Origin of the sequence: Streptomyces sp. NPDC058663, from assembly GCF_042716745.1 — a bacterium.
Lineage (GTDB): Bacteria > Actinomycetota > Actinomycetes > Streptomycetales > Streptomycetaceae > Streptomyces.
This window is the reverse complement of record NZ_JBHXRV010000053.1, coordinates 23,941-42,819: the sequence shown is the minus strand read 5'-3', so window position 1 is coordinate 42,819 and position 18,879 is coordinate 23,941. Positions and strand designations below refer to the sequence as shown.

20 protein-coding genes are annotated in these 18,879 nt (G+C 72.2%); 12 read left to right on the top strand and 8 right to left on the bottom strand.

The window, feature by feature from the left end:
- Positions 1 to 177 precede the first annotated feature (177 nt).
- The gene (locus tag ACFWVV_RS31120) at positions 178 to 750 is read left to right on the top strand and encodes a DM13 domain-containing protein (RefSeq protein ID WP_384356254.1); all 573 of its coding nucleotides are present in this window, start codon (positions 178 to 180) and stop codon (positions 748 to 750) included.
- A gap of 47 nt (positions 751 to 797) precedes the next feature.
- Here ACFWVV_RS31120 and ACFWVV_RS31115 read toward each other — a convergent pair whose 3' ends face one another.
- The 3 genes from ACFWVV_RS31115 to ACFWVV_RS31105 all read right to left on the bottom strand — a co-directional run bounded on the left by ACFWVV_RS31115 (position 798) and on the right by ACFWVV_RS31105 (position 4,168).
- On the bottom strand, positions 798 to 1,544 hold the full coding sequence (locus ACFWVV_RS31115) for a hypothetical protein (RefSeq protein WP_384356256.1): 747 nt from the start codon (positions 1,542 to 1,544) through the stop codon (positions 798 to 800).
- A gap of 362 nt (positions 1,545 to 1,906) precedes the next feature.
- Complete coding sequence (gene dhbC / locus ACFWVV_RS31110) at positions 1,907 to 3,130, bottom strand: isochorismate synthase DhbC (RefSeq protein ID WP_384356333.1); 1,224 nt, start codon at positions 3,128 to 3,130, stop codon at positions 1,907 to 1,909.
- 207 nt (positions 3,131 to 3,337) lie between these two features.
- The gene (locus tag ACFWVV_RS31105; protein ID WP_384356258.1) at positions 3,338 to 4,168 is read right to left on the bottom strand and encodes a 2,3-dihydro-2,3-dihydroxybenzoate dehydrogenase; all 831 of its coding nucleotides are present in this window, start codon (positions 4,166 to 4,168) and stop codon (positions 3,338 to 3,340) included.
- 250 nt (positions 4,169 to 4,418) lie between these two features.
- Between ACFWVV_RS31105 and ACFWVV_RS31100 the strand changes: the two genes are divergently transcribed.
- Positions 4,419 to 5,081, top strand: a complete 663-nt coding sequence (locus ACFWVV_RS31100) for a phosphotransferase family protein (RefSeq protein ID WP_384356260.1) — start codon at positions 4,419 to 4,421, stop codon at positions 5,079 to 5,081.
- A 19-nt stretch (positions 5,082 to 5,100) separates the two neighbouring features.
- Here the strand turns inward: ACFWVV_RS31100 and ACFWVV_RS31095 are convergent, their stop codons facing one another.
- Genes ACFWVV_RS31095 through ACFWVV_RS31085 form a run of 3 tightly spaced genes read right to left on the bottom strand, consistent with a single transcriptional unit; the run spans position 5,101 to position 8,092 of the window.
- Complete coding sequence (locus ACFWVV_RS31095) at positions 5,101 to 6,096, bottom strand: NAD-dependent epimerase/dehydratase family protein (protein WP_384356262.1); 996 nt, start codon at positions 6,094 to 6,096, stop codon at positions 5,101 to 5,103.
- Between the two features lie 8 nt (positions 6,097 to 6,104).
- A complete protein-coding gene (locus ACFWVV_RS31090; protein ID WP_384356336.1) occupies positions 6,105 to 7,235 on the bottom strand; it encodes a sensor histidine kinase in 1,131 nt (376 codons plus the stop codon).
- Between the two features lie 44 nt (positions 7,236 to 7,279).
- Positions 7,280 to 8,092, bottom strand: coding sequence for a response regulator transcription factor (locus tag ACFWVV_RS31085; RefSeq protein WP_384356264.1), 813 nt, complete (start codon positions 8,090 to 8,092; stop codon positions 7,280 to 7,282).
- 150 nt (positions 8,093 to 8,242) lie between these two features.
- On the opposite strand from ACFWVV_RS31085, the gene ACFWVV_RS31080 reads away from it, so the two are divergent.
- Complete coding sequence (locus tag ACFWVV_RS31080; protein ID WP_384356266.1) at positions 8,243 to 8,638, top strand: VOC family protein; 396 nt, start codon at positions 8,243 to 8,245, stop codon at positions 8,636 to 8,638.
- On the opposite strand, the gene ACFWVV_RS31075 is transcribed toward ACFWVV_RS31080, so the two are convergent.
- Both ACFWVV_RS31075 and ACFWVV_RS31070 read right to left on the bottom strand, forming a co-directional pair.
- Positions 8,575 to 9,342, bottom strand: coding sequence for a helix-turn-helix domain-containing protein (locus ACFWVV_RS31075; protein WP_384356268.1), 768 nt, complete (start codon positions 9,340 to 9,342; stop codon positions 8,575 to 8,577). The genes ACFWVV_RS31080 and ACFWVV_RS31075 overlap by 64 nt on opposite strands.
- Before the next feature lie 40 nt (positions 9,343 to 9,382).
- On the bottom strand, positions 9,383 to 10,585 hold the full coding sequence (locus tag ACFWVV_RS31070; protein WP_384356270.1) for a YihY/virulence factor BrkB family protein: 1,203 nt from the start codon (positions 10,583 to 10,585) through the stop codon (positions 9,383 to 9,385).
- Between the two features lie 17 nt (positions 10,586 to 10,602).
- On the opposite strand from ACFWVV_RS31070, the gene ACFWVV_RS31065 reads away from it, so the two are divergent.
- The 9 genes from ACFWVV_RS31065 (at position 10,603) to ACFWVV_RS31025 (ending at position 18,797) form a co-directional block, all read left to right on the top strand.
- Positions 10,603 to 12,243, top strand: coding sequence for an acyl-CoA dehydrogenase family protein (locus ACFWVV_RS31065; RefSeq protein WP_384356272.1), 1,641 nt, complete (start codon positions 10,603 to 10,605; stop codon positions 12,241 to 12,243).
- Positions 12,244 to 12,407: 164 nt separating this feature from the next.
- Positions 12,408 to 12,986, top strand: coding sequence for a GNAT family N-acetyltransferase (locus ACFWVV_RS31060; protein ID WP_384356274.1), 579 nt, complete (start codon positions 12,408 to 12,410; stop codon positions 12,984 to 12,986).
- 143 nt (positions 12,987 to 13,129) lie between these two features.
- On the top strand, positions 13,130 to 13,213 hold the full coding sequence (locus tag ACFWVV_RS31055; protein WP_373312475.1) for a putative leader peptide: 84 nt from the start codon (positions 13,130 to 13,132) through the stop codon (positions 13,211 to 13,213).
- Between the two features lie 156 nt (positions 13,214 to 13,369).
- Complete coding sequence (locus ACFWVV_RS31050; RefSeq protein WP_384356276.1) at positions 13,370 to 15,076, top strand: nitrite/sulfite reductase; 1,707 nt, start codon at positions 13,370 to 13,372, stop codon at positions 15,074 to 15,076.
- Positions 15,073 to 15,270: a hypothetical protein gene (locus ACFWVV_RS31045; protein ID WP_384356278.1), complete on the top strand. Its 198-nt coding sequence runs from the start codon at positions 15,073 to 15,075 to the stop codon at positions 15,268 to 15,270. Before ACFWVV_RS31050 ends, ACFWVV_RS31045 begins: the two co-directional genes overlap by 4 nt.
- Positions 15,267 to 15,959: a phosphoadenylyl-sulfate reductase gene (locus ACFWVV_RS31040; RefSeq protein ID WP_384356280.1), complete on the top strand. Its 693-nt coding sequence runs from the start codon at positions 15,267 to 15,269 to the stop codon at positions 15,957 to 15,959. The genes ACFWVV_RS31045 and ACFWVV_RS31040 overlap by 4 nt, the downstream gene beginning before the upstream one ends.
- Positions 15,960 to 15,994: 35 nt before the next feature.
- Positions 15,995 to 16,528 carry an adenylyl-sulfate kinase gene (gene cysC, locus ACFWVV_RS31035; protein ID WP_384356282.1) on the top strand — a complete coding sequence of 178 codons (534 nt, stop codon included), beginning with the start codon at positions 15,995 to 15,997 and terminating at the stop codon, positions 16,526 to 16,528.
- Positions 16,525 to 17,460 (top strand): sulfate adenylyltransferase subunit CysD, encoded by a 936-nt coding sequence (gene cysD / locus ACFWVV_RS31030; RefSeq protein WP_384356284.1) that lies wholly within the window; start codon positions 16,525 to 16,527, stop codon positions 17,458 to 17,460. The genes cysC and cysD overlap by 4 nt, the downstream gene beginning before the upstream one ends.
- Before the next feature lie 2 nt (positions 17,461 to 17,462).
- Positions 17,463 to 18,797: a sulfate adenylyltransferase subunit 1 gene (locus tag ACFWVV_RS31025; RefSeq protein ID WP_384356287.1), complete on the top strand. Its 1,335-nt coding sequence runs from the start codon at positions 17,463 to 17,465 to the stop codon at positions 18,795 to 18,797.
- Positions 18,798 to 18,879 lie beyond the last annotated feature (82 nt).

Here is an 18,879-nt window from a genome sequence, read left to right as displayed (position 1 = left end):
ACCCGGCCCCGCCGGTGAGCCCGTGAACCCTGGTACGGGTGTCGCCTGGAGCGACGCTGGAGCTGACCTTGATGCTCGCGCGGGAGACGTTGCCGGCGGGAACATTGCCGCAGTCGTCAGAGTTTCGTCATCTGTTGATCACGGCCGCGGGGCCCCGCCGCGCAGTTCAATGGGGCCATGGAAAAGCGCGGATTTCTCAGCAGGCCCCTCGTTCTCGGGGTGCTCGTCGTCGCGGTGCTCGCGGCCGGATTCGGGGCGTACTGGTTCCAGCCCTGGAAGCTCGTCACGGACACCACGGTGCGGGACGAGATCCCGATGGCGGCCACGGCTCCCACACCGAGCAGCACGGACGGCGCGGACGGCGCGAAGGACAAGCCGAAGCCGGACACCCGCACCACCACCACCGTCTCCGGCGGCACCTTGATCAGCCACGAGCACGCGACCAGCGGCAGCGTCAAGGTGCTGCGGCTCCCCGACGGCAGCCGGACGCTGCGCGTGGAGAACCTCGACACCAGTGACGGGCCCGACCTGCGGGTGGTCCTGAGCGACGCCAAGGTGATGCCGGGCAAGGCCGGCTGGCACGTCTTCGACGACGGCAAGCACACCACCCTGGCGAAGCTCAAGGGCAACAAGGGCGACCAGAACTACCCGCTGCCCGCCGGCCTGGACCTGGACAAGTACCGCAGTGTCAGCATCTGGTGCGACCGCTTCGACGTGTCGTTCGGGGCGGCCGAACTGAAGGCGGCGTAGGGCGGCCCGGAAGGGGCCGTCCGACCGATGCGGCGGGACCGACGGTTCTACAGGTGCCGGGTCAGGACCTGGGCCACGGTGTCCAGGGCCGTGTGCAGCTCCAGATGGTCGTGGGCCTCCAGGGCGGTGTCGAGGAGCGGGCTGTCGGAGCTGAGGGTGGTCAGCCCGGTGCCTTCCTCGGTGCCCAGCTGGACGGTCAGCGTCTCGCCGGTGTGCAGGGTGAGGGTGACCGACGCCGCGGTGGGCAGGGGCTGGAGTACGGAGATCTCGGCGTCGGTCCGGGCCGTCTGCGCGCCGAGCCGGCGGGGGGTGCTGCGCGAGGCCCGGTAGATGTGCGAGTGGTGCAGGGCGATCTGGAGCCGGTCGGAGAGCTCCTCGGCTGTCTCCTCGCGTTCGGCGTCCGGGAGTTCGTCGAGGAGGAGGGCGGCGATCGACCGGTAGGCGATGGCCAGTTGCCAGGTCGCGGTGGTGAGCGGGCCCGGGTCGTGGGTGTCGTGGACGAGTGGCCCGAAGGCCTCCTCCGCCTGCCGCGCCACCGGCTGCACCACTTCGGCGCTGACCCGCTCCGGACGCGGCGCGGGAGCCGCGTCCGGGTCCCGCCAGTCGATGCCGAGGGCGGTGAGACCCGCGAAGACCGCGTCCCGGTCCGTACCGGCGGTCGAGGCGAGCTCGTTGGCGTTGCGGGAACCGGTGCGCCACGCGGCACCGAGGAGCTCGGTCCGGTTGTCGTCGGTGCTCCGGCTGAGCGCGGCGAGGGCGTTCAGCCGGGCTGAATCCATATCGGATGCGTTCATAACGGTCACCGTAGGACGGATCCCCGAAGCCCCCCTGCAAGAACGTCCCCACCGCGCCGGATCGCCCCCGTGTGGCGGGATGCACCCCAGCTGCCCCAGGAACGCGACCACCCCGCCAGGGCCACGAGGAACCAACCCACAGCCACCCCCTCCGGGGGCGCGAGGAACCGCGCGAGCAACCAACACCGCATCCGCACGCTCCCCCACGCACAGCCACCACCCCAGGGGCGCGGGGAACTGCGCGAGCAACCCCACCTCACCCGCACAGACCCCAGGGCACCCCCCTGGCAGCACCCCCACCCCCATGGAAGTACAGGCCCCCTACAGGCCCCCACGGGGGCAGACACACACCCCCCGGGCGCCTACTGCTCGGCGCCCACCGCGTGCAAGAACGTCCTGAACTTGGCCGCCGTCTCCGCCGTCTCCGCCTCCGGCTCGGACGCGGCGACCACTCCCGCCCCGGCGTACAGCCGCAGCGTGCGGTCCTCGGCCTCGGCGCAGCGGATCGTCACGACCCACTCGCCGTCCCCGTCGGCGTTCCCCCACCCGACCATGCCCGTGAAGAAGCCGCGGTCGAACGGCTCGGTCTCGGCGATCACCTGACGTGCCGTCAGGGTCGGGGTGCCGCACACCGCCGGTGTCGGGTGCAGCGCGGAGGCGAGTTCGAGCGCGGAGGCGGCGCTCTGCTCGGGCAGGGTGCCGGTGACGGTGGTGGAGAGGTGCCACATGGTGGCGGTGCGGATCAGCGTCGGGGTGGCCGGCACGTCGAGCGTGGTGCAGAACGGTGCGAGCGCCCCGTGCACGGCGTCGACCACGACCGCGTGCTCGTGCAGGTCCTTGGCCGAGGCGAGCAGGGCCGCCGCCCGCCGGACGTCCTCCGCCAGGTCATCGCTGCGCGGCGTGGAGCCCGCGAGCGGGTTGGCGACGACCTTGTTGCCTCGCCGGGAGAGCAGCAGCTCGGGGCTGGCGCCGATGAGGGTGCGGCCGGGCCCGGTGGGCAGGGCGAAGGTGTAGCCGGACGGGTCCCGCCGGGCCAGTCGCTGAAGCATCACCGGCAGGTCCAGCGGTGCGTCCGCGGTGAGTTCGAGGGTGCGCGCGAGGACGACCTTGCTGAACTCGCCCTGCCACATCCGGTCCACGACCGCCGCCACTCCGGCCCCGTACCGCTCGGGCGTCGGGACGGGACGCACCTGCCACTGCGTCGCGGCCGGCAGGTCGGCGGGCAGTGCGATCAGCGGGTCGGTGGCGAGCGGCGGTGCATCCTGCACGAACTCCGGTACGGCGAGGGCGGCGGGCGCCCCCTGGTCGAACCGCACCGCGCCGATGACCACCGGCTGCGCCTGCCCCTCACGGCGGGCGGTGGCGAGGGTCTCGGCGACACGCTGCGCCAACGGGGCGTCTCCGTGCGGCACTTCACGCGCGGGACCGTCGGCGAGCAGGGTGCGGGTCGGGGTGGCGAGGAAGCGGGCGCCGGAGGTGTAGGCGTCCAGCAGACCGGTGGCGGCACCTACGGCGGGGTGTGCGGCCACGCCCGCGGGGGCGGGGTCGCGGTGCGTGGTGGTGGCGACTACGGGGGCCGTCGACACGGTGTCCACGGGTTCTCCAATGCTCGTGAGGGTGTGGGGGCGGAGCGCGAGAGGTACGTGCGGGCTGGGAGAGGTGTGTGCGGGCGGGGCGCGAGAGGTGCGTACGGGCTGGTCAGCGGGCGGGCGCGAGAGGCGTGTGCGGGCGGGGCGCGCGAGGTGCGTGCGGGCCGGTCGGCGGAGGGGGCGCGAGACGTGCGTACGGGCCGGTCAGCGGAGGGTTGCGCCGCCGTCGACGTAGATGTCCTGCATCGTGATGTGCCGCGCACGGTCGGAGGCGAGGAAGAGGACGGCGTCGGCGATGTCGGAGGGCTGGGCGATCCGGCCGAGCGGTATGCCGGTGCGGTAGGAGGCCAGGTCGCCCTCGATGACGCCCTGTTCCGCGTCGGGCCTGCCCTCCCACATGCCGCGCTGCATCGGGGTGTCGGTGGATCCGGGGGCCACGACGTTGCAGCGGACGCCACTGCGGGCGACCTCCAGGCCGAGGCATTTGGTGAACATGGCGGCGGCGGCCTTGGAGGCGGCGTACGCGGCCATTCCGGTGCGCGGGATGCCCGCCGCGTTGGACGCCACGGTGACGATGCACCCCTTGCGGCGCCCGGTCATCCGGGCGGCGGCGGCCCGGGAGGTGTGGAAGACGCCGGTGGTGTTGACCGCGAAGGTGTCGGCCCAGTCCTGGTCGGTGAGCGCGGTGGCCGGGGCGGTTCGGAGGATTCCGGCGACGTTCACCAGGAGGTCCAGCGGTCCGAGTTCGGACTCGACGCGGGCCACGGTCTCGTTCACCGCTCCGCTGTCCGTGACGTCGAGGGGGTACGCGACGACCTTGCCGGGCACGTCCTCCTTTGTCAGGTTTTCGACGAGCGAGCCGAGGCCTTCGGGGGCCCGGTCGGTGGCCGCGACGGTTGCCCCCCGGGCCACCAGCGCACGCACGACCGCCTCTCCGATGCCCTGACCGGCGCCGGTGACGAGCGCGACCCGGCCGGCGAATTCGCCTGCCGCGGACGGCTGATGCGGCAGCTGTGCCGGTATGTGCTCGGGCATGAAAGGTCCTCCCTCGACTTGCTTAGGTGAGCCTAACCTAACGCACGCCGAAGATCGAGAGGACCCCCGCCCTGTTCGAGCCATCCACCCTGTTCGAGTCATCGGGCCCGCCGTCCTCGCCCGACCCCCCTCACGGGGCACGCGCGGTCCCACCTGTCTACGGTGACCGCACAGGTGTTCCCCCCTGGCCACCCCTGGGGCGTCAACCTCCCGTGAACCCCGCCAACGACGGCCCCACAGGAGGCCGTTCATGGGCAAAGCTGGACCCATGGAACCGTTGCCGCACGGATACACCAACCACACCACCCAGCACGCGGGGGTGGTCACCAAGACATACAAGGGCCGGGACGCGCAACGCAGGATGGAGCGGGAGGCCGCCGCCCTGGGCGGACTCGCGACACTGGGGCCCGTACTGCCCGTACCGCAGCTGATCGGCTGCACCGGCGAGAGTCTGAGCATGACGTTCCTGCCGGGGGTGCACGGCCAGGACCTGATCGAGGCGGGGCGCGCCGAGGACGTCCTGCACACCTGCGGCATCGCGCTGCGGGCCGTGCACTCGGTCGACGCCTCCTACGTCTTCCACCGGGCGAGACCCGGAAGCGTGCTGGTGCACGGGGACTTCGGCCCGAACAACGTCCTGCTCACCGGGGACGGCACCCAGCTGACCGCGTTGCTCGACTGGGAATGGGCGCACGCGGGCGACCCCGTGGAGGACCTGGCGTGGTGCGAGTGGATCGTCCGCACCCACCACCCCGAGGCCGTCGGAGCCCTGGACGAGTTCTTCCACGCCTACGGTCACCGGCCCGCCTGGGAGGTGCGGCACCGGACGATGATCGCCCGGTGCCGCGAACTGGTCGACTTCCAGCCGCACCGGATCGGTCTGCTGATCGCCACCGAGGGCTGGCTGGAGTGAGCGGCCTGCCCCTTGCGCCTCAACCGACCAGCGCAGCAAGCACCTTGGCCTCGGTCCGCGGGTCGAGCCCCACCACCGGACGGTCCGCCCGCTGCGGGGCCACCCCGCCGAGCGTGCGCAGCCACGCCCAGGTGTCCGCGACCGTCTCGTCGGCCGGCCGGCAACCGAGGCCCGCGGCCAGGGCTTTGTCCACCCCCGCACGGTGGACGGTGTCGTGGTCCGCGCCCGGCGGGATCCACACCGGCAGCTGCAGCCAGGGCTGGATACCGTACGAGACGATCAACTCGGGCTCCGCCCAGATCAGTTCGGCGGTGCGGGAGCCGGTCGCCCGTACGCAGGAGTCCAGCAGTGCGCCCATGGTGGTGTGCCCCGGCGGGGAGACCAGGTTGTACGGGCCCGCAAGACCGCTCTCCGCCGCGTCCAGCATCCAGCGGGCCAGGTCACGGGCGTCGATGTACTGCAGGGGCAGGTCGCGCGGACCCGGGGCGAGGACGGGGCCGCCGCGCGCGATGCGGTTCAGCCACCACGGGAGACGTCCGATGTTCTCGCCCGGGCCCAGGATCAGACCCGCCCTGGCGAGCACCGTGCGGTCCTCGCCGAACACCTCGGTGGCCGCGAGTTCGCCGCCCCGTTTCATGTGCGCGTAACCCTCGTCGCCCGGCTCGACCAAGGCGCAGTCCTCGTCGTGTCCGGCGGGCAGGGGGCCGGTGTAGACCGAGGCGGACGACACGTAGACGTACCGTCCGGCGTACGGCGCCAGCAGTGCGGCGCTCCGCAGCACGGCGGTGGGCGCGCCCGACCAGGTGTCGAGTACGGCGTCCCACCGCGCCCCGCCCGCCGTGGCACCCGCCAGCGCGGCCAGGTCGCCGTGGCGGTCGCCGTGCAGGGCGTGCACGCCGGGCGGCGGGGCGTGGTTGCCCCGGTGGAAGACGGTGACGTCCCAGCCGCGGGCCAGGGCGTCCTCGGTCACCGCCCGGCCGACGAACTCGGTTCCCCCGAGTATCAGTAGCTTCATGAGCGCCATCATGCCCGGGCGGACGGCGGAGCGAGCGGCAGAGTGACCTCGAACCGGCAGCCGCCGGGGACGTTGCGGACGGCCGCCCGCCCCTCGTGCGCCTCGACGATGCCCCGGACGATGGCCAGCCCGAGTCCCGCGCCACCCGGCGGGGTCCGGGCCTCGCTGCCGCGCCAGCCGGTGTCGAAGACTCTGGGCAGGTCGGCCTCGGGGATGCCGCCGCAGCCGTCGGTGACGGAGAGGACGACGGTGCCCGGGTCCGTGCCGGGTTCCGCAGCGAGGGCCACGGTGCCGTCGGCGGGGGTCCGGCGGATGGCGTTGACCAGGAGGTTGGCCAGCACCCGCGACATCTCGCGGCCGTCCACCTCCACGGGGAGGGGCTCCACCCGGGCGGGCACGAGCTGGACGCCGTACTCGCGGGCGAGTGGACCTGCCCCCGCAAGGGCGTCGCCCACCAGGTCATACAGGGAGAGCCGGGTGGGGGCGAGGGTGAGCGAACCGGCGTGGATCCGGGAGAGTTCGAAGAGGTCACCGACCATGGTGTTGAGCCGGTCGACCTCGGTACGGATCTGCCGGTGGTAACGGGCCGGGTCCTCGGCGACCCCGTCCTCCAGCGCTTCGGCCATGGCACGGAGCCCGGCGAGCGGGGTGCGCAGGTCGTGCGAGATCCAGGCGACGAGCTCCCGCCGTGAGGCCTCCAGGGCGCGTTCCCGTTCGCGCGAGGCGGAGAGCTTCGCACTGGTGGCCGCCAACTCTGCTGCCAGCTCGGTCAGTTCTGCCGTGGCGGACCCGCCGGGTACGGCGAAGTCGCCGCCGTCACCGAAGGAGCGGGCCGCCCGGGTGAGGGCTCTGCTGCGGGCGACGACCCACCGCCCGAGGAGCAGCGCGGTGACCAGCGAGACGACGGCGGCCATGGCGATGACGGTGGTGACCACCGCGAGGTCGTGCGCGTTGATGAGCATCGCCCAGCACACCGAGAGCGTGCCGGCGAGCATGGCCGCCACGGACACGGCCACCACGACGGTCAGCGAGACGGCCACCGAACGCCGCCGCAGCAACCGCAGCACGAGCGCACCGGCAAGCCCGGCGACCGCGGCGCCGAGGGCGGCGAACAGCGCGATGAGGGCGAGGTCGCCCATCCCGCCCATGTCGTCGACCATGCCGTCCATGGCGAGCACGGGGGTCACGGCGCGCACGGGGCCCCCTCGTCCGCGGCCGGGTCGAAGCGGTAGCCCGCACCCCAGACCGTCTGGATCAGGGCGGGGCGCGCCGGGTCCGTCTCGATCTTGCCGCGCAGGCGGCGGACATGGACGGTGACCGTCGACATGTCGCCGAAGTCCCAGCCCCACACGTCCTTGAGGAGCTGCTCCCTGGAGAACACCCGCCCGGGGTGGGCCAGGAAGTGCGCCAGGAGGTCGAACTCCCGCAAGGTGAGCGCGAGTTCCCGCCCTGCACGGGTGGCCCGGCGGGCAGCCGGGTCCAGTACGAGCCCGGCCGCCCGCAGCAGGGGGCCCGCGGTGTGGCGGGCCGCCGCCGCCCGCCGCAGCACGGACTCGACGCGCAGCACGAGTTCGCGCGGGCTGAAGGGCTTGGTCACGTAGTCGTCGGCGCCGACCTCGAGGCCGAGGATCCGGTCCTCCTCGTCCCCGCGTGCGGTGAGCATGATGACCGGCACGGCGCCGTGCTCGGCCCGCAGCCGGGCACACACCTCCAGACCGTCCATGCCGGGCAGCATCAGATCGAGCACCACGAGGTCCGGCCGCTCCGCCCCCGCCCGGCGCAGCGCCCCCGGACCGTCCCCGGCGCACCCCACGGCGAATCCGGCCTTGCGGAGGTAGGTGGTGACCACCTCCGAGACGGTGGGGTCGTCGTCCACGACGAGGACGCGGCGCGGGGCGGCAGGGCTCTGCGCGCCGCCGGGACGCGCCGGTCCGGTGTCCCGCGGTCCCGCCGCTGCTGCTGCCGGCCCGTGCACGCCGTCGCTCTCGTACTCCATGAGGGACAGTCTCACCCGCTCCGGGCGGCCGCGCGCAGCGCGGGGTGCTTACCGTTCCGTGACGCCTCCTCCGTGTCGTACCTTGCCCTCCGCCGGAACACGTCCGATTTCTTCAAGATCCGTACCGGCGCGCGCCCCTACTCTCGACCCATGACTCCCCGACTCGACGCCCTCGGCATCGTCACCTCCGACATGGCCGCCTCCCTCGACTTCTACCGCCGGCTGGGCATCCCGCTCGCCGCCGACGCCGCGTCCCAGCCGCATGTGGAGGCCGTGCTGCCCAGTGGCGTGCGGGTGCTGTGGGACACCGAGGAGGTGATGCGGTCCTTCGACCCGAAGTGGCAGAAGCCCGAGGGCGGGGACCGGGTCGGGCTCGCCTTCGCCTGCGACAGCCCCGCCGAGGTGGACGCGGTGTACGCGGACCTCACCGGCGCGGGGTACCGCGGGCACCTGGAGCCGTGGGACGCGGTGTGGGGCCAGCGCTACGCCGTCGTGCTCGACCCGGACGGCTGCGGCGTGTCCCTCTTCGCGACGAGCGAGGCGTAGGAACTCAGCGTCATCCCGGCCAACTCCCTTGTATCGCGCGCCAGATGCGCTTGGTCCGCGTACCCGGAGGCGTGGGCGGCGGCCGTGTAGGGCGTCCCTTCGCGTACGAGTGCGAGGGCGCGCTGGAGGCGCAGTACGCGGGCCAGCGTCTTGGGTCCGTACCCGAAGGCGTCGAGGGAGCGGCGGTGCAGCTGCCGGACGCCGAGGCCCGCCACCCCCGCGACGTCCGCGACGGTGTGTCCCGCCCCGAGGCCCGCCGCGACGGCCCGCATCAGCGGATCGGGGGGCCCGCACCCGGCGGCCCTGCGCAGGACCAGCCGCTCCAGGGCGGCCGCCGGGTCGGGAGCCTCGGACACCCGCTCCGCCAGCTCCCGGGCGCCGGGCCACAGCTCGGTGAGCGGCACCCGCAGGTCCCGCAGTTCGTGCGCGGGTACGCCGAGGAGTACGGGTCCCGTACCGGGTGCGAACCGGACTCCGGCGAAGGTGGCTCCGGGGCGCCCGGCCGCGACGTGGGCCCGGGTGTCGGGGCCGGCGACGATCAGCCGCCCGTCCGCCCACAGCAGGTCCATGCAGCCGTCGGGCAGCACGGGGTACGGCACACCGCCGGATCCGGCGGCCGGGGCGGGCGCCGCCGTGCGCTGCCAGAGGACGGCACCGTCGAGCCGGGAGGGCCGCTCGCGGTACCCGCCGTCGTCGCTCGCCATGCGGCCAGGCTAGTGCGCGTGAGCCCGTGGCCAGGCCCGGTCACGGGCCCCGAGGGGGTTCCGGGGGCTTCTCGCGGGGGGTGTGGAGGCGGGCCCTGACGTCTTCCGGCGGCAGGAACCGTGACCACCGTTCGGGGAACTCCGACGGCATGTCGGGGTTGGTCCCGGTCCACTCGCCGTCCCCGTCGTCCTCGTCCTCCTCCGCTCCCCCGTCGCCGAGCGCGGCCTCCAGCTCGGCCGCCCTGGCCCGCGCCAGCACCTCGGCTGCCTGCGCCGTGCGCAGCCGGTCGTTCTCGGCGCGGGCGGCGGCCGTCGCGACCGAGGGCCAGACCCGGTCGATGGCCGCGTTGACGGCGGCGCCGACCAGCACGGCGAAGGCGGAGACACCTATCCACAGCAGTACGGCGATGGGGGCGGACAGCGATCCGTAGATCGTGCCGCCCTCGACGGTGCTGGTGACGTAGATACGGAGCAGGAAGCTGCCCAGTACCCACATGCCCAGCGCGATCAGCGCCCCCGGAACGTCCTCCACCCACGGCGAGCGCACCGGCACCGACACGTGGTAGAGCGTCGTCAGGAAGACCACCGAGAGCACTGTCACCACCGGCCAGTACAGGATGCTGACGACCTCCGTGGTGAACGGCACCAGCGCCACCACCCGGTCGGGGCCGACCACCATCAGCGGCAGCACCACCGCCCCGATCAGCAGCGCCACGACGTACAGGAGGAAGGCGAGCAGCCGGGTCTTGACGATGCCCCGGTGGCCGTCGAGCCCGTACATCACGGTGATGGTGTCGATGAAGACGTTCACCGCGCGCGAGCCCGACCACAGGGCGATGGCGAAGCCGATGGAGATGACGTCGGGTCGGCCCTCCCGGGTGACGTCCTCCAGGAGCGGTTTCGCGAACTCGTTGACGCCGCGGTCGGAGAGGACGGCCTGGGAGGCGCTGAGGATGTTCTCCTCGATGGACTTGACCGTTTCGGTCGCCGTCCAGTTGTCGATGTAGCCGAGCAGTCCCAGCAGGCCGAGCAGCAGGGGAGGCAGCGACAGCAGGGTGAAGAAGGCGGCCTCGGCGGCGAGGCCGAGGATGCGGTACTCGATGCACGAGTTGACGGTGTCCTTGAGCAGCAGCCAGGCCAGTTTGCGCTTCGATACGTTCCGGTAGAGCACGCGAGCCCGGTGGAGCCGATTCTCCCGCCGGTGTTTCCGGGGCCGTTCAGGTGTTTCCTTTGCTGCCTGCACATCCTTACCGTAGCCGCATGGCAGCCACCACCCACACAGTGACCAATCAGCCCCCGCCCCTGGTGGGGTACGACGTCTTCGGCGCGGACCGGGCCCTTCACGAGGCCGTCGAACGGCACACCGACGCCGCGGTCCTGGACGAGGTGTGCGGCGAACTGTCGACGCTCGGGAAGGCCGCCGGGTCCGCGCAGGCGCAGGAGTGGGGGGCGCAGGCGAACGAGAACCCGCCGAAGCTGCACACCCACGACCGGTACGGCAACCGCATCGACGAGGTCGAGTTCCACCCGTCCTGGCACCGGCTGCTGGGGCACGCGGTGTCGGCCGGGCTGACGAACGCCTGGGGGCGGCCTGCCGGACACGTGCGGCGGGCGGCCGGATTCCTGGTGTGGACGCAGGCGGAGGGCGGGCACGGCTGCCCGGTGTCGATGACGCACGCCGCCGTGCCCGCGCTGCGGGCCGACCCGTCGCTGGCCGCCTTCTGGGAGCCGCGGCTGACCTCGTCGGTGTACGGGCAGGAGCTGCTGCCCGCGGTGGCGAAGCCGGGCGCCCTGTTCGGCATGGGCATGACGGAGAAGCAGGGCGGCAGCGACGTACGGGCGAATACGACCGAGGCGCTGCCGATCGACGGCGGGGCCGCCGGGGAGTACGTCCTGACCGGGCACAAGTGGTTCTGTTCGGCGCCGATGAGCGACGGGTTCCTGGTGCTGGCGCAGGCGCCCGGCGGGCTGAGCTGCTTCCTGGTGCCGCGCGTACTGGAGGACGGCACCCGCAACACCTTCCGCATCCAGCGCCTCAAGGACAAGCTCGGCAACAGGTCGAACGCCTCCAGCGAGGTCGAGTTCGAGGAGACGTGGGGACGGCTGGTCGGGGAGGAGGGGCGCGGGGTGCGCACCATCATCGGGATGGTGGCGGCGACCCGCCTGGACTGTGTGCTCGGCTCGGCGGCCCTGATGCGGCAGGCGGTCGCCCAGGCCACCCACCACGCGGCGCACCGCAGGGCCTTCGGCGGTGAGCTCATCGACAAGCCGCTGATGCGCAACGTGCTGGCCGACCTCGCCCTGGAGTCGGAGGCGGCCACCGCCCTCGCGCTCCGGCTGGCGGCGGCGTACGACAGCGACAGCGAGCAGGACCGGGCACTGCTGCGCCTGGCGGTCCCGGCGGCGAAGTACTGGGTGACCAAGCGGTGCACCCCGGTGGCGGCCGAAGCCCTGGAATGCCTGGGCGGCAACGGTTACGTCGAGGAGTCCGGCATGCCGCGGCTGCTGCGCGAGGCCCCGCTGAACTCGATCTGGGAGGGGTCCGGCAATGTGCAGGCGCTGGACGTCCTGCGCGCCCTCCAGCGCGAACCGATGGCCCTGAACGCCTTCCTGACCGAGGTCGGACAGGCCCGGGGCGCCGATCACCGCCTGGACGGTGCGATCAAGGGCCTGCTGACGGAGCTGGCGGACCTGGACGGCATCGAGGGCCGGGCCCGACGTCTGGTGGAGCGGATGGCACTGGTGTTGCAGGGGTCACTGCTGGTGCGGTGGGCACCTCCGGAGGTGGCGGACGCCTTCTGTGCTTCCCGGCTGGGCGGCGACTGGGGCGCGGCCTTCGGCACTCTCCCGGCGAGCCTGGACCTGGGGGCGGTGGTGGAGCGGGCGCGGGTGGAGATCTGACCCGGGGCGAGCCGTCGGTACGAGGGCGGTGTCCGGCCGCCCCGTACGAGGGGCGTCCGGGCCGGCCGTGCCCCGGAAGGGATGTCCGGGCGGCCGTGTCGTACGAGGGCTCCGCGCGCCCCTGCCCGTACGACGGCGTCGGGTGCCGTGGTTCCCTGGGCGCCATGAACAGCCGCGACATCACCGTGACCACCTGGTCGCTGGAGCAGACCGCCCCCACCGACCACTCCCCCGTCCCGCCGCCGCCCGGTGACGACCTGCGGATCGTCCGCGCCGAGGTGCCCTCCCCCGAGTTCAGCCGGTTCCTGTACACCGCCGTCGGCGGCGACATCCGCTGGACCGACCGGCTGCCCTGGCCGTACGGGCAGTGGCAGGAGGTGGTGGACCGGCCGGGCGCCGAGACGTGGGTGGCGTACGACCGGGGCACCCCGGCCGGGTACGTCGAGCTGGAGGCCCAGGACGGGGGTGCGGTCGAGATCGTCTACTTCGGGCTGATTCCGGCCTTCCGGGGCCGGCGCATCGGCGGGTACCTCCTTTCCTACGGGATCGAGCGCGCCTGGGACCTGGCCGCGCGCCACCCGGACCGCACCCCGACCGAGCGGGTCTGGCTGCACACCTGCTCCAAGGACGGTCCGCACGCCATGGACAACTACCTCAAGCGCGGCTTCCGGCTCTACGACACGAAGGTGGAGAGCGAACCCGACGTCGCCTCCCCGGGCCCCTGGCCGGGCGCCCACGGCTGACCCACCCTTTTCTCCCGCTTTACCCCTTGAAGTCGCATTGCCCAGACGTGACCGGGGACACACTGTCTCACACTGCGGGACAGTGTCGTCCACATCGTGGACAATGGTGGACTGGCCCGAGATGCCCGTGCCACGCTTCCGTCATGTCTTCAGCTGGAGTTGCCTTGGTGAGTCGACGTCACGTCGACCTCGGCCGCATGTCCAGCGCCATCTGTCCGGCCTGCTGACAGCCCAGCACTGCCGCACTTTCCCCGGTTTCCACCAGCTCCGCCCCGTCTTGAGCATCTGCGCACCGCCGCGCCCGTTTTGCGCGAGTGTGCAGGTCAGAGCCGCCTGCCCGCGAGTTCCGTTCAGATCGCTCGCACCCCCGAAGGACGTATGCCATGCCTGCCACCCCAGAGAAGCCCGCCGCGGGTGCTGCTGCCACCGCCCGCCGCAAGGCCGGACGCCACCGCGGTGAAGGCCAGTGGGCCGTAGGGCACCACACGCCCCTCAACGGCAACGAGCAGTTCAAGAAGGACGACGACGGTCTCAACGTGCGGACACGCATTGAGACGATCTACTCGAAGCGAGGATTCGACTCCATCGACCCCAATGACCTGCGCGGACGCATGCGCTGGTGGGGGCTGTACACCCAGCGCAAGCCCGGCATCGACGGCGGCAAGACCGCGGTCCTGGAGCCGGAGGAGCTGGACGACGAGTACTTCATGCTGCGGGTACGGATCGACGGCGGCAGGCTGACCACCGAACAGCTGCGGGTCATCGGCGAGATCTCGCAGGAGTTCGCGCGCGGCACCGCCGACCTCACCGACCGGCAGAACGTGCAGTACCACTGGATCCGCATCGAGGACGTGCCGGAGATCTGGCGGCGGCTGGAGGCCGTCGGGCTGTCCACGACCGAGGCCTGCGGCGACACCCCGCGCGTCATCCTCGGCTCGCCCGTCGCGGGGATCGCGGTGGACGAGATCATCGACGGCACCCCCGCCATCGAGGAGATCTACCGCCGGTTCATCGGCAACCCGGAGTTCTCCAACCTGCCGCGCAAGTTCAAGTCCGCGGTCTCCGGCTCCCCGCAGCTGGACGTCGCGCACGAGATCAACGACATCGCCTTCGTCGGCGTCGAGCACCCCGAGCACGGACCCGGCTTCGACCTGTGGGTCGGCGGCGGCCTCTCCACCAACCCCAAGCTGGGCGTGCGGCTGGGGGCCTGGGTGGCGCTGGAGGACGTGCCGGACGTGTACGGCGGTGTCATCGGCATCTTCCGCGACTACGGCTACCGGCGGCTGCGCAACCGCGCCCGGCTGAAGTTCCTGGTCGCCGACTGGGGCCCGGAGAAGTTCCGGCAGGTGCTCCAGGACGAGTACCTGAAGCGCGAGCTGGCCGACGGTCCCGCCCTGCGGCAGCCCGCCGGGACCTGGCGCGACCACCTCGGGGTGCACCGGCAGCAGGACGGCCGCTTCTACGTCGGCTTCGCCCCGCGGGTCGGCCGCGTCGACGGATCGACCCTGACCAAGATCGCGGAGCTCGCCGACGCACACGGCTCGGGCCGGCTGCGCACCACCGCCGAGCAGAAGATGATCGTGCTCGACGTGGCCGAGGAGCAGGTCGAGTCGCTGGTCTCCGGCCTGGAGTCGCTGGATCTGCGCGTCACCCCCTCGCCCTTCCGGCGCGGCACGATGGCCTGCACCGGCATCGAGTTCTGCAAGCTGGCGATCGTCGAGACGAAGGCGCGGGGCGCCTCCCTGATCGACGAACTGGAGCGCCGCATCCCGCAGTTCGACGAGCCGATCACCATCAACATCAACGGCTGCCCGAACGCCTGCGCCCGCATCCAGGTGGCGGACATCGGCCTCAAGGGCCAGCTGATGCTGGACGCCGAGGGCAACCAGGTGGAGGGCTTCCAGGTGCACCTGGGCGGCGCGCTCGGCCTGGAGGCCGGCTTCGGCCGCAAGGTCCGCGGCCTGAAGGTCACTTCGGCCGAGCTGCCCGACTACGTGGAGCGGGTCCTGACCCGCTTCCAGGAGCAGCGTGAGGACGGCGAGCGCTTCGCGACCTGGGTGACGCGCGCGGCGGACGGGGACCTGTCGTGAGCGAGCGAGCGGCCCCGTTCCACTGCCCGTACTGCGGCGACGAGGACCTCAGGCCGCACGAGGCCGGGCACGGCGCCTGGGAGTGCCGCGCCTGCAACCGGGCGTTCCAGCTGAAGTACCTGGGACTGCTGTCCAGGGGTGTTGCGAGGACCGGCACGACGGAGAACACCAGCACGGAAGGGAAAGGGATATGACGGCCGTTCAGGAAGACCTGCGCGCTCTCGCCGAGCAGGCGGGGCGCGACCTCGAGGACGCGTCCCCGCTCGACATCCTGAAGTGGGCGGCCGACACCTTCGGCAGCCGGTTCTGCGTGACCTCCTCCATGGAGGACGCGGTCGTCGCGCACCTGGCCTCCCGCGCCTTCCCCGGCGTCGACGTGGTGTTCCTCGACACCGGCTACCACTTCGAGGAGACCATCGGCACCCGTGACGCCGTGCACGCGGTGATGGACGTCAACGTCATCACCCTCACCCCCCGGCAGACCGTCGCCGAGCAGGACGCCGAGTACGGCCCCGGGCTGCACGACCGCGACCCCGACCTGTGCTGCGCGCTGCGCAAGGTCAAACCCCTCGAGGACGGGCTGCGCGCGTACGACGCGTGGGCGACTGGACTGCGCAGGGACGAGTCGCCGACCCGGGCGAACACCCCGGTCGTCGGCTGGGACGACAGGCGCCGCAAGGTCAAGGTCTCGCCGATCGCCCGCTGGACGCAGGACGACGTCGAGGCGTACGTGGCCGAGCACGGCGTCCTCACCAATCCCCTCCTGATGGACGGCTATCCGTCCGTCGGCTGCGCCCCGTGCACCCGCCGGGTCCTGGAGGGCGAGGACGCGCGCGCCGGGCGCTGGGCCGGGCGCAACAAGACCGAGTGCGGACTGCACTGATGACGGGCAGTCAGAGAAGTTTGGGGACACCAGAGATGACCGGAGCCACCGTCTGGCTCACCGGCCTGCCCAGCGCGGGCAAGACCACGATCGCCTACGCCCTCGCCGAGAAGCTTCGTGCCGAAGGACGCCGGGTGGAGGTGCTGGACGGCGACGAGATCCGCGAGTTCCTCTCCGCCGGGCTCGGTTTCACCCGCGAGGACCGGCACACCAACGTCCAGCGCATCGGTTACGTGGCCGAACTCCTGGCCCGTAACGGGGTGCTGGCGCTCGCGCCGGTCATCGCCCCGTACGCCGACAGCCGCGAGGCGGTCCGCAAGCGGCACCAGTCACAGGGCACCGCGTACCTGGAGGTGCACGTCGCGACGCCGGTCGAGGTGTGCTCCGTACGGGATGTGAAGGGCCTGTACGCCAAGCAGGCGGCCGGCGAGATCTCGGGGCTGACCGGGGTGGACGACCCCTACGAGGCGCCCGCCGATCCGGACCTGCGCATCGAGTCGCACACCCAGTCCGTGCAGGAGTCCGCCGCGGCCCTGTACGCGCTGCTCACCGAAAGGGGTCTGGCATGACGGCCAAGACCGGCACTGCCGAGGGGCTCGGCAGCCCTTTCGCGCTCAGCCACCTGGACTCGCTGGAGTCCGAGGCGGTGCACATCTTCCGCGAGGTGGCGGGTGAGTTCGAACGGCCGGTGATCCTCTTCTCCGGCGGCAAGGACTCGATCGTCATGCTGCACCTGGCGCTGAAGGCGTTCGCGCCCGCCGCGGTGCCCTTCTCGCTGCTGCACGTCGACACCGGGCACAACTTCCCCGAGGTCCTGGAGTACCGGGACCGGGCCGTCGCACGGCACGGGCTGCGGCTGCACGTCGCCTCCGTGCAGGACTACATCGACCGGGGAGTGCTGCGCGAGCGGCCCGACGGGACGCGCAACCCGCTGCAGACGCTGCCGTTGACGGAGAAGATCCAGGCGGAGCGGTTCGACGCGGTCTTCGGCGGCGGACGCCGCGACGAGGAGAAGGCCCGTGCCAAGGAACGGGTGTTCAGCCTGCGGGACGAGTTCTCGCAGTGGGATCCGCGCCGCCAGCGCCCCGAGCTGTGGCAGCTCTACAACGGCCGCCACGCCCCCGGCGAGCACGTACGGGTGTTCCCGCTGTCGAACTGGACCGAGCTGGACGTCTGGCAGTACATTGCCCGCGAGAAGATCGAACTCCCGGACATCTACTACGCGCACGAGCGCGAGGTGTTCGCCCGCAACGGAATGTGGCTCACCGCGGGCGAGTGGGGCGGCCCCAAGGAGTCGGAGATGGTCCAGACCCGGCTGATCCGCTACCGCACCGTCGGCGACATGTCCTGCACCGGAGCCGTCGACTCCGACGCCACCACGCTGGACGCCGTCATCGCCGAGATCGCCGCGTCCCGCCTCACCGAGCGGGGTGCGACGCGGGCCGACGACAAGATGTCCGAAGCCGCGATGGAAGACCGCAAGCGCGAGGGGTACTTCTAGCCATGACCACTGTTTCCGAGCAGTTGAGTACCACCACCCTGCTGCGTTTCGCGACCGCCGGGTCCGTCGACGACGGCAAGTCCACCCTGGTCGGGCGGCTGCTGCACGACTCCAAGTCGGTGCTGACCGACCAGCTGGAGGCCGTCGCGCACGCCTCGCGCAACCGCGGGCAGGACACCCCCGACCTGGCACTGCTCACCGACGGCCTGCGGGCCGAACGCGAGCAGGGCATCACCATCGACGTCGCCTACCGCTACTTCGCGACCGCCCGCCGCCGGTTCATCCTCGCCGACACCCCCGGGCACGTGCAGTACACCCGGAACATGGTGACGGGCGCGTCGACGGCGGAGCTGGCCGTCGTCCTGGTCGACGCCCGCAACGGAGTGGTCGAGCAGACCCGCCGGCACGCCGCCGTCGCCGCCCTGCTGCGCGTCCCGCACGTGGTGCTGGCCGTGAACAAGATGGACCTGGTCGACTACGCGGAACCGGTGTTCGCCGCCATCGCGAAGGAATTCACCGCCTACGCCAGCGAGTTGGGCGTACCCGAGATCACCGCGATCCCGATCTCGGCGCTCGCCGGGGACAACGTCGTCGACCCGTCCGCGCACATGGACTGGTACGGCGGGCCGACCGTCCTGGAGCACCTGGAGACGGTCCCGGTCGCCCACGACCTGACCGCCTGCCACGCACGCTTTCCCGTCCAGTACGTGATCCGGCCGCAGTCCGCCGAGCACCCCGACTACCGGGGCTACGCGGGCCAGATCGCGGCCGGCGCGTTCCGGGTCGGCGAGCAGGTGACCGTGCTGCCCTCGGGCCGTACCAGCACCATCGAGGGCATCGACGCGCTCGGTGAGGCGGTCGACATCGCCTGGGCGCCGCAGTCGGTGACCCTGCGCCTCGCCGACGACATCGACGTCTCGCGCGGCGACCTGATCGCGCCGGCCCAGGACGCCCCCGCGCCGACCAAGGACGTGACGGCGACCGTCTGCCACGTCGCCGACCAGCCGCTGTCGGTGGGTCAGCGCGTGCTGCTCAAGCACACCACCCGCACCGTCAAGGCGATCGTCAAGGAGATCCCGTCCCGGCTGACTCTGGACGACCTCTCCCAGCACCCGGCGCCCGGGCAGCTCGTGGCCAATGACATCGGGCGGGTCGTGGTGCGCACCGCGGAGCCGCTCGCGCTGGACGCGTACAAGGACTCGCGGCGCACCGGCTCCTTCCTCCTGATCGACCCGGCCGACGGCACGACGCTCGCCGCCGGCATGGCGGGCGAGTCCTTCGCGGCCGCCGCCGTCGCGCCCGCCCCGGCCGCGGACGACGAGGGCTGGGACTTCTGACATGACGTTCCTCGATGTGTACGCGTCCTTCGCGAAGGAGGGCGGCCGGATCGGCAGCGGCACCCTCGGCAGCGGGCAGGGC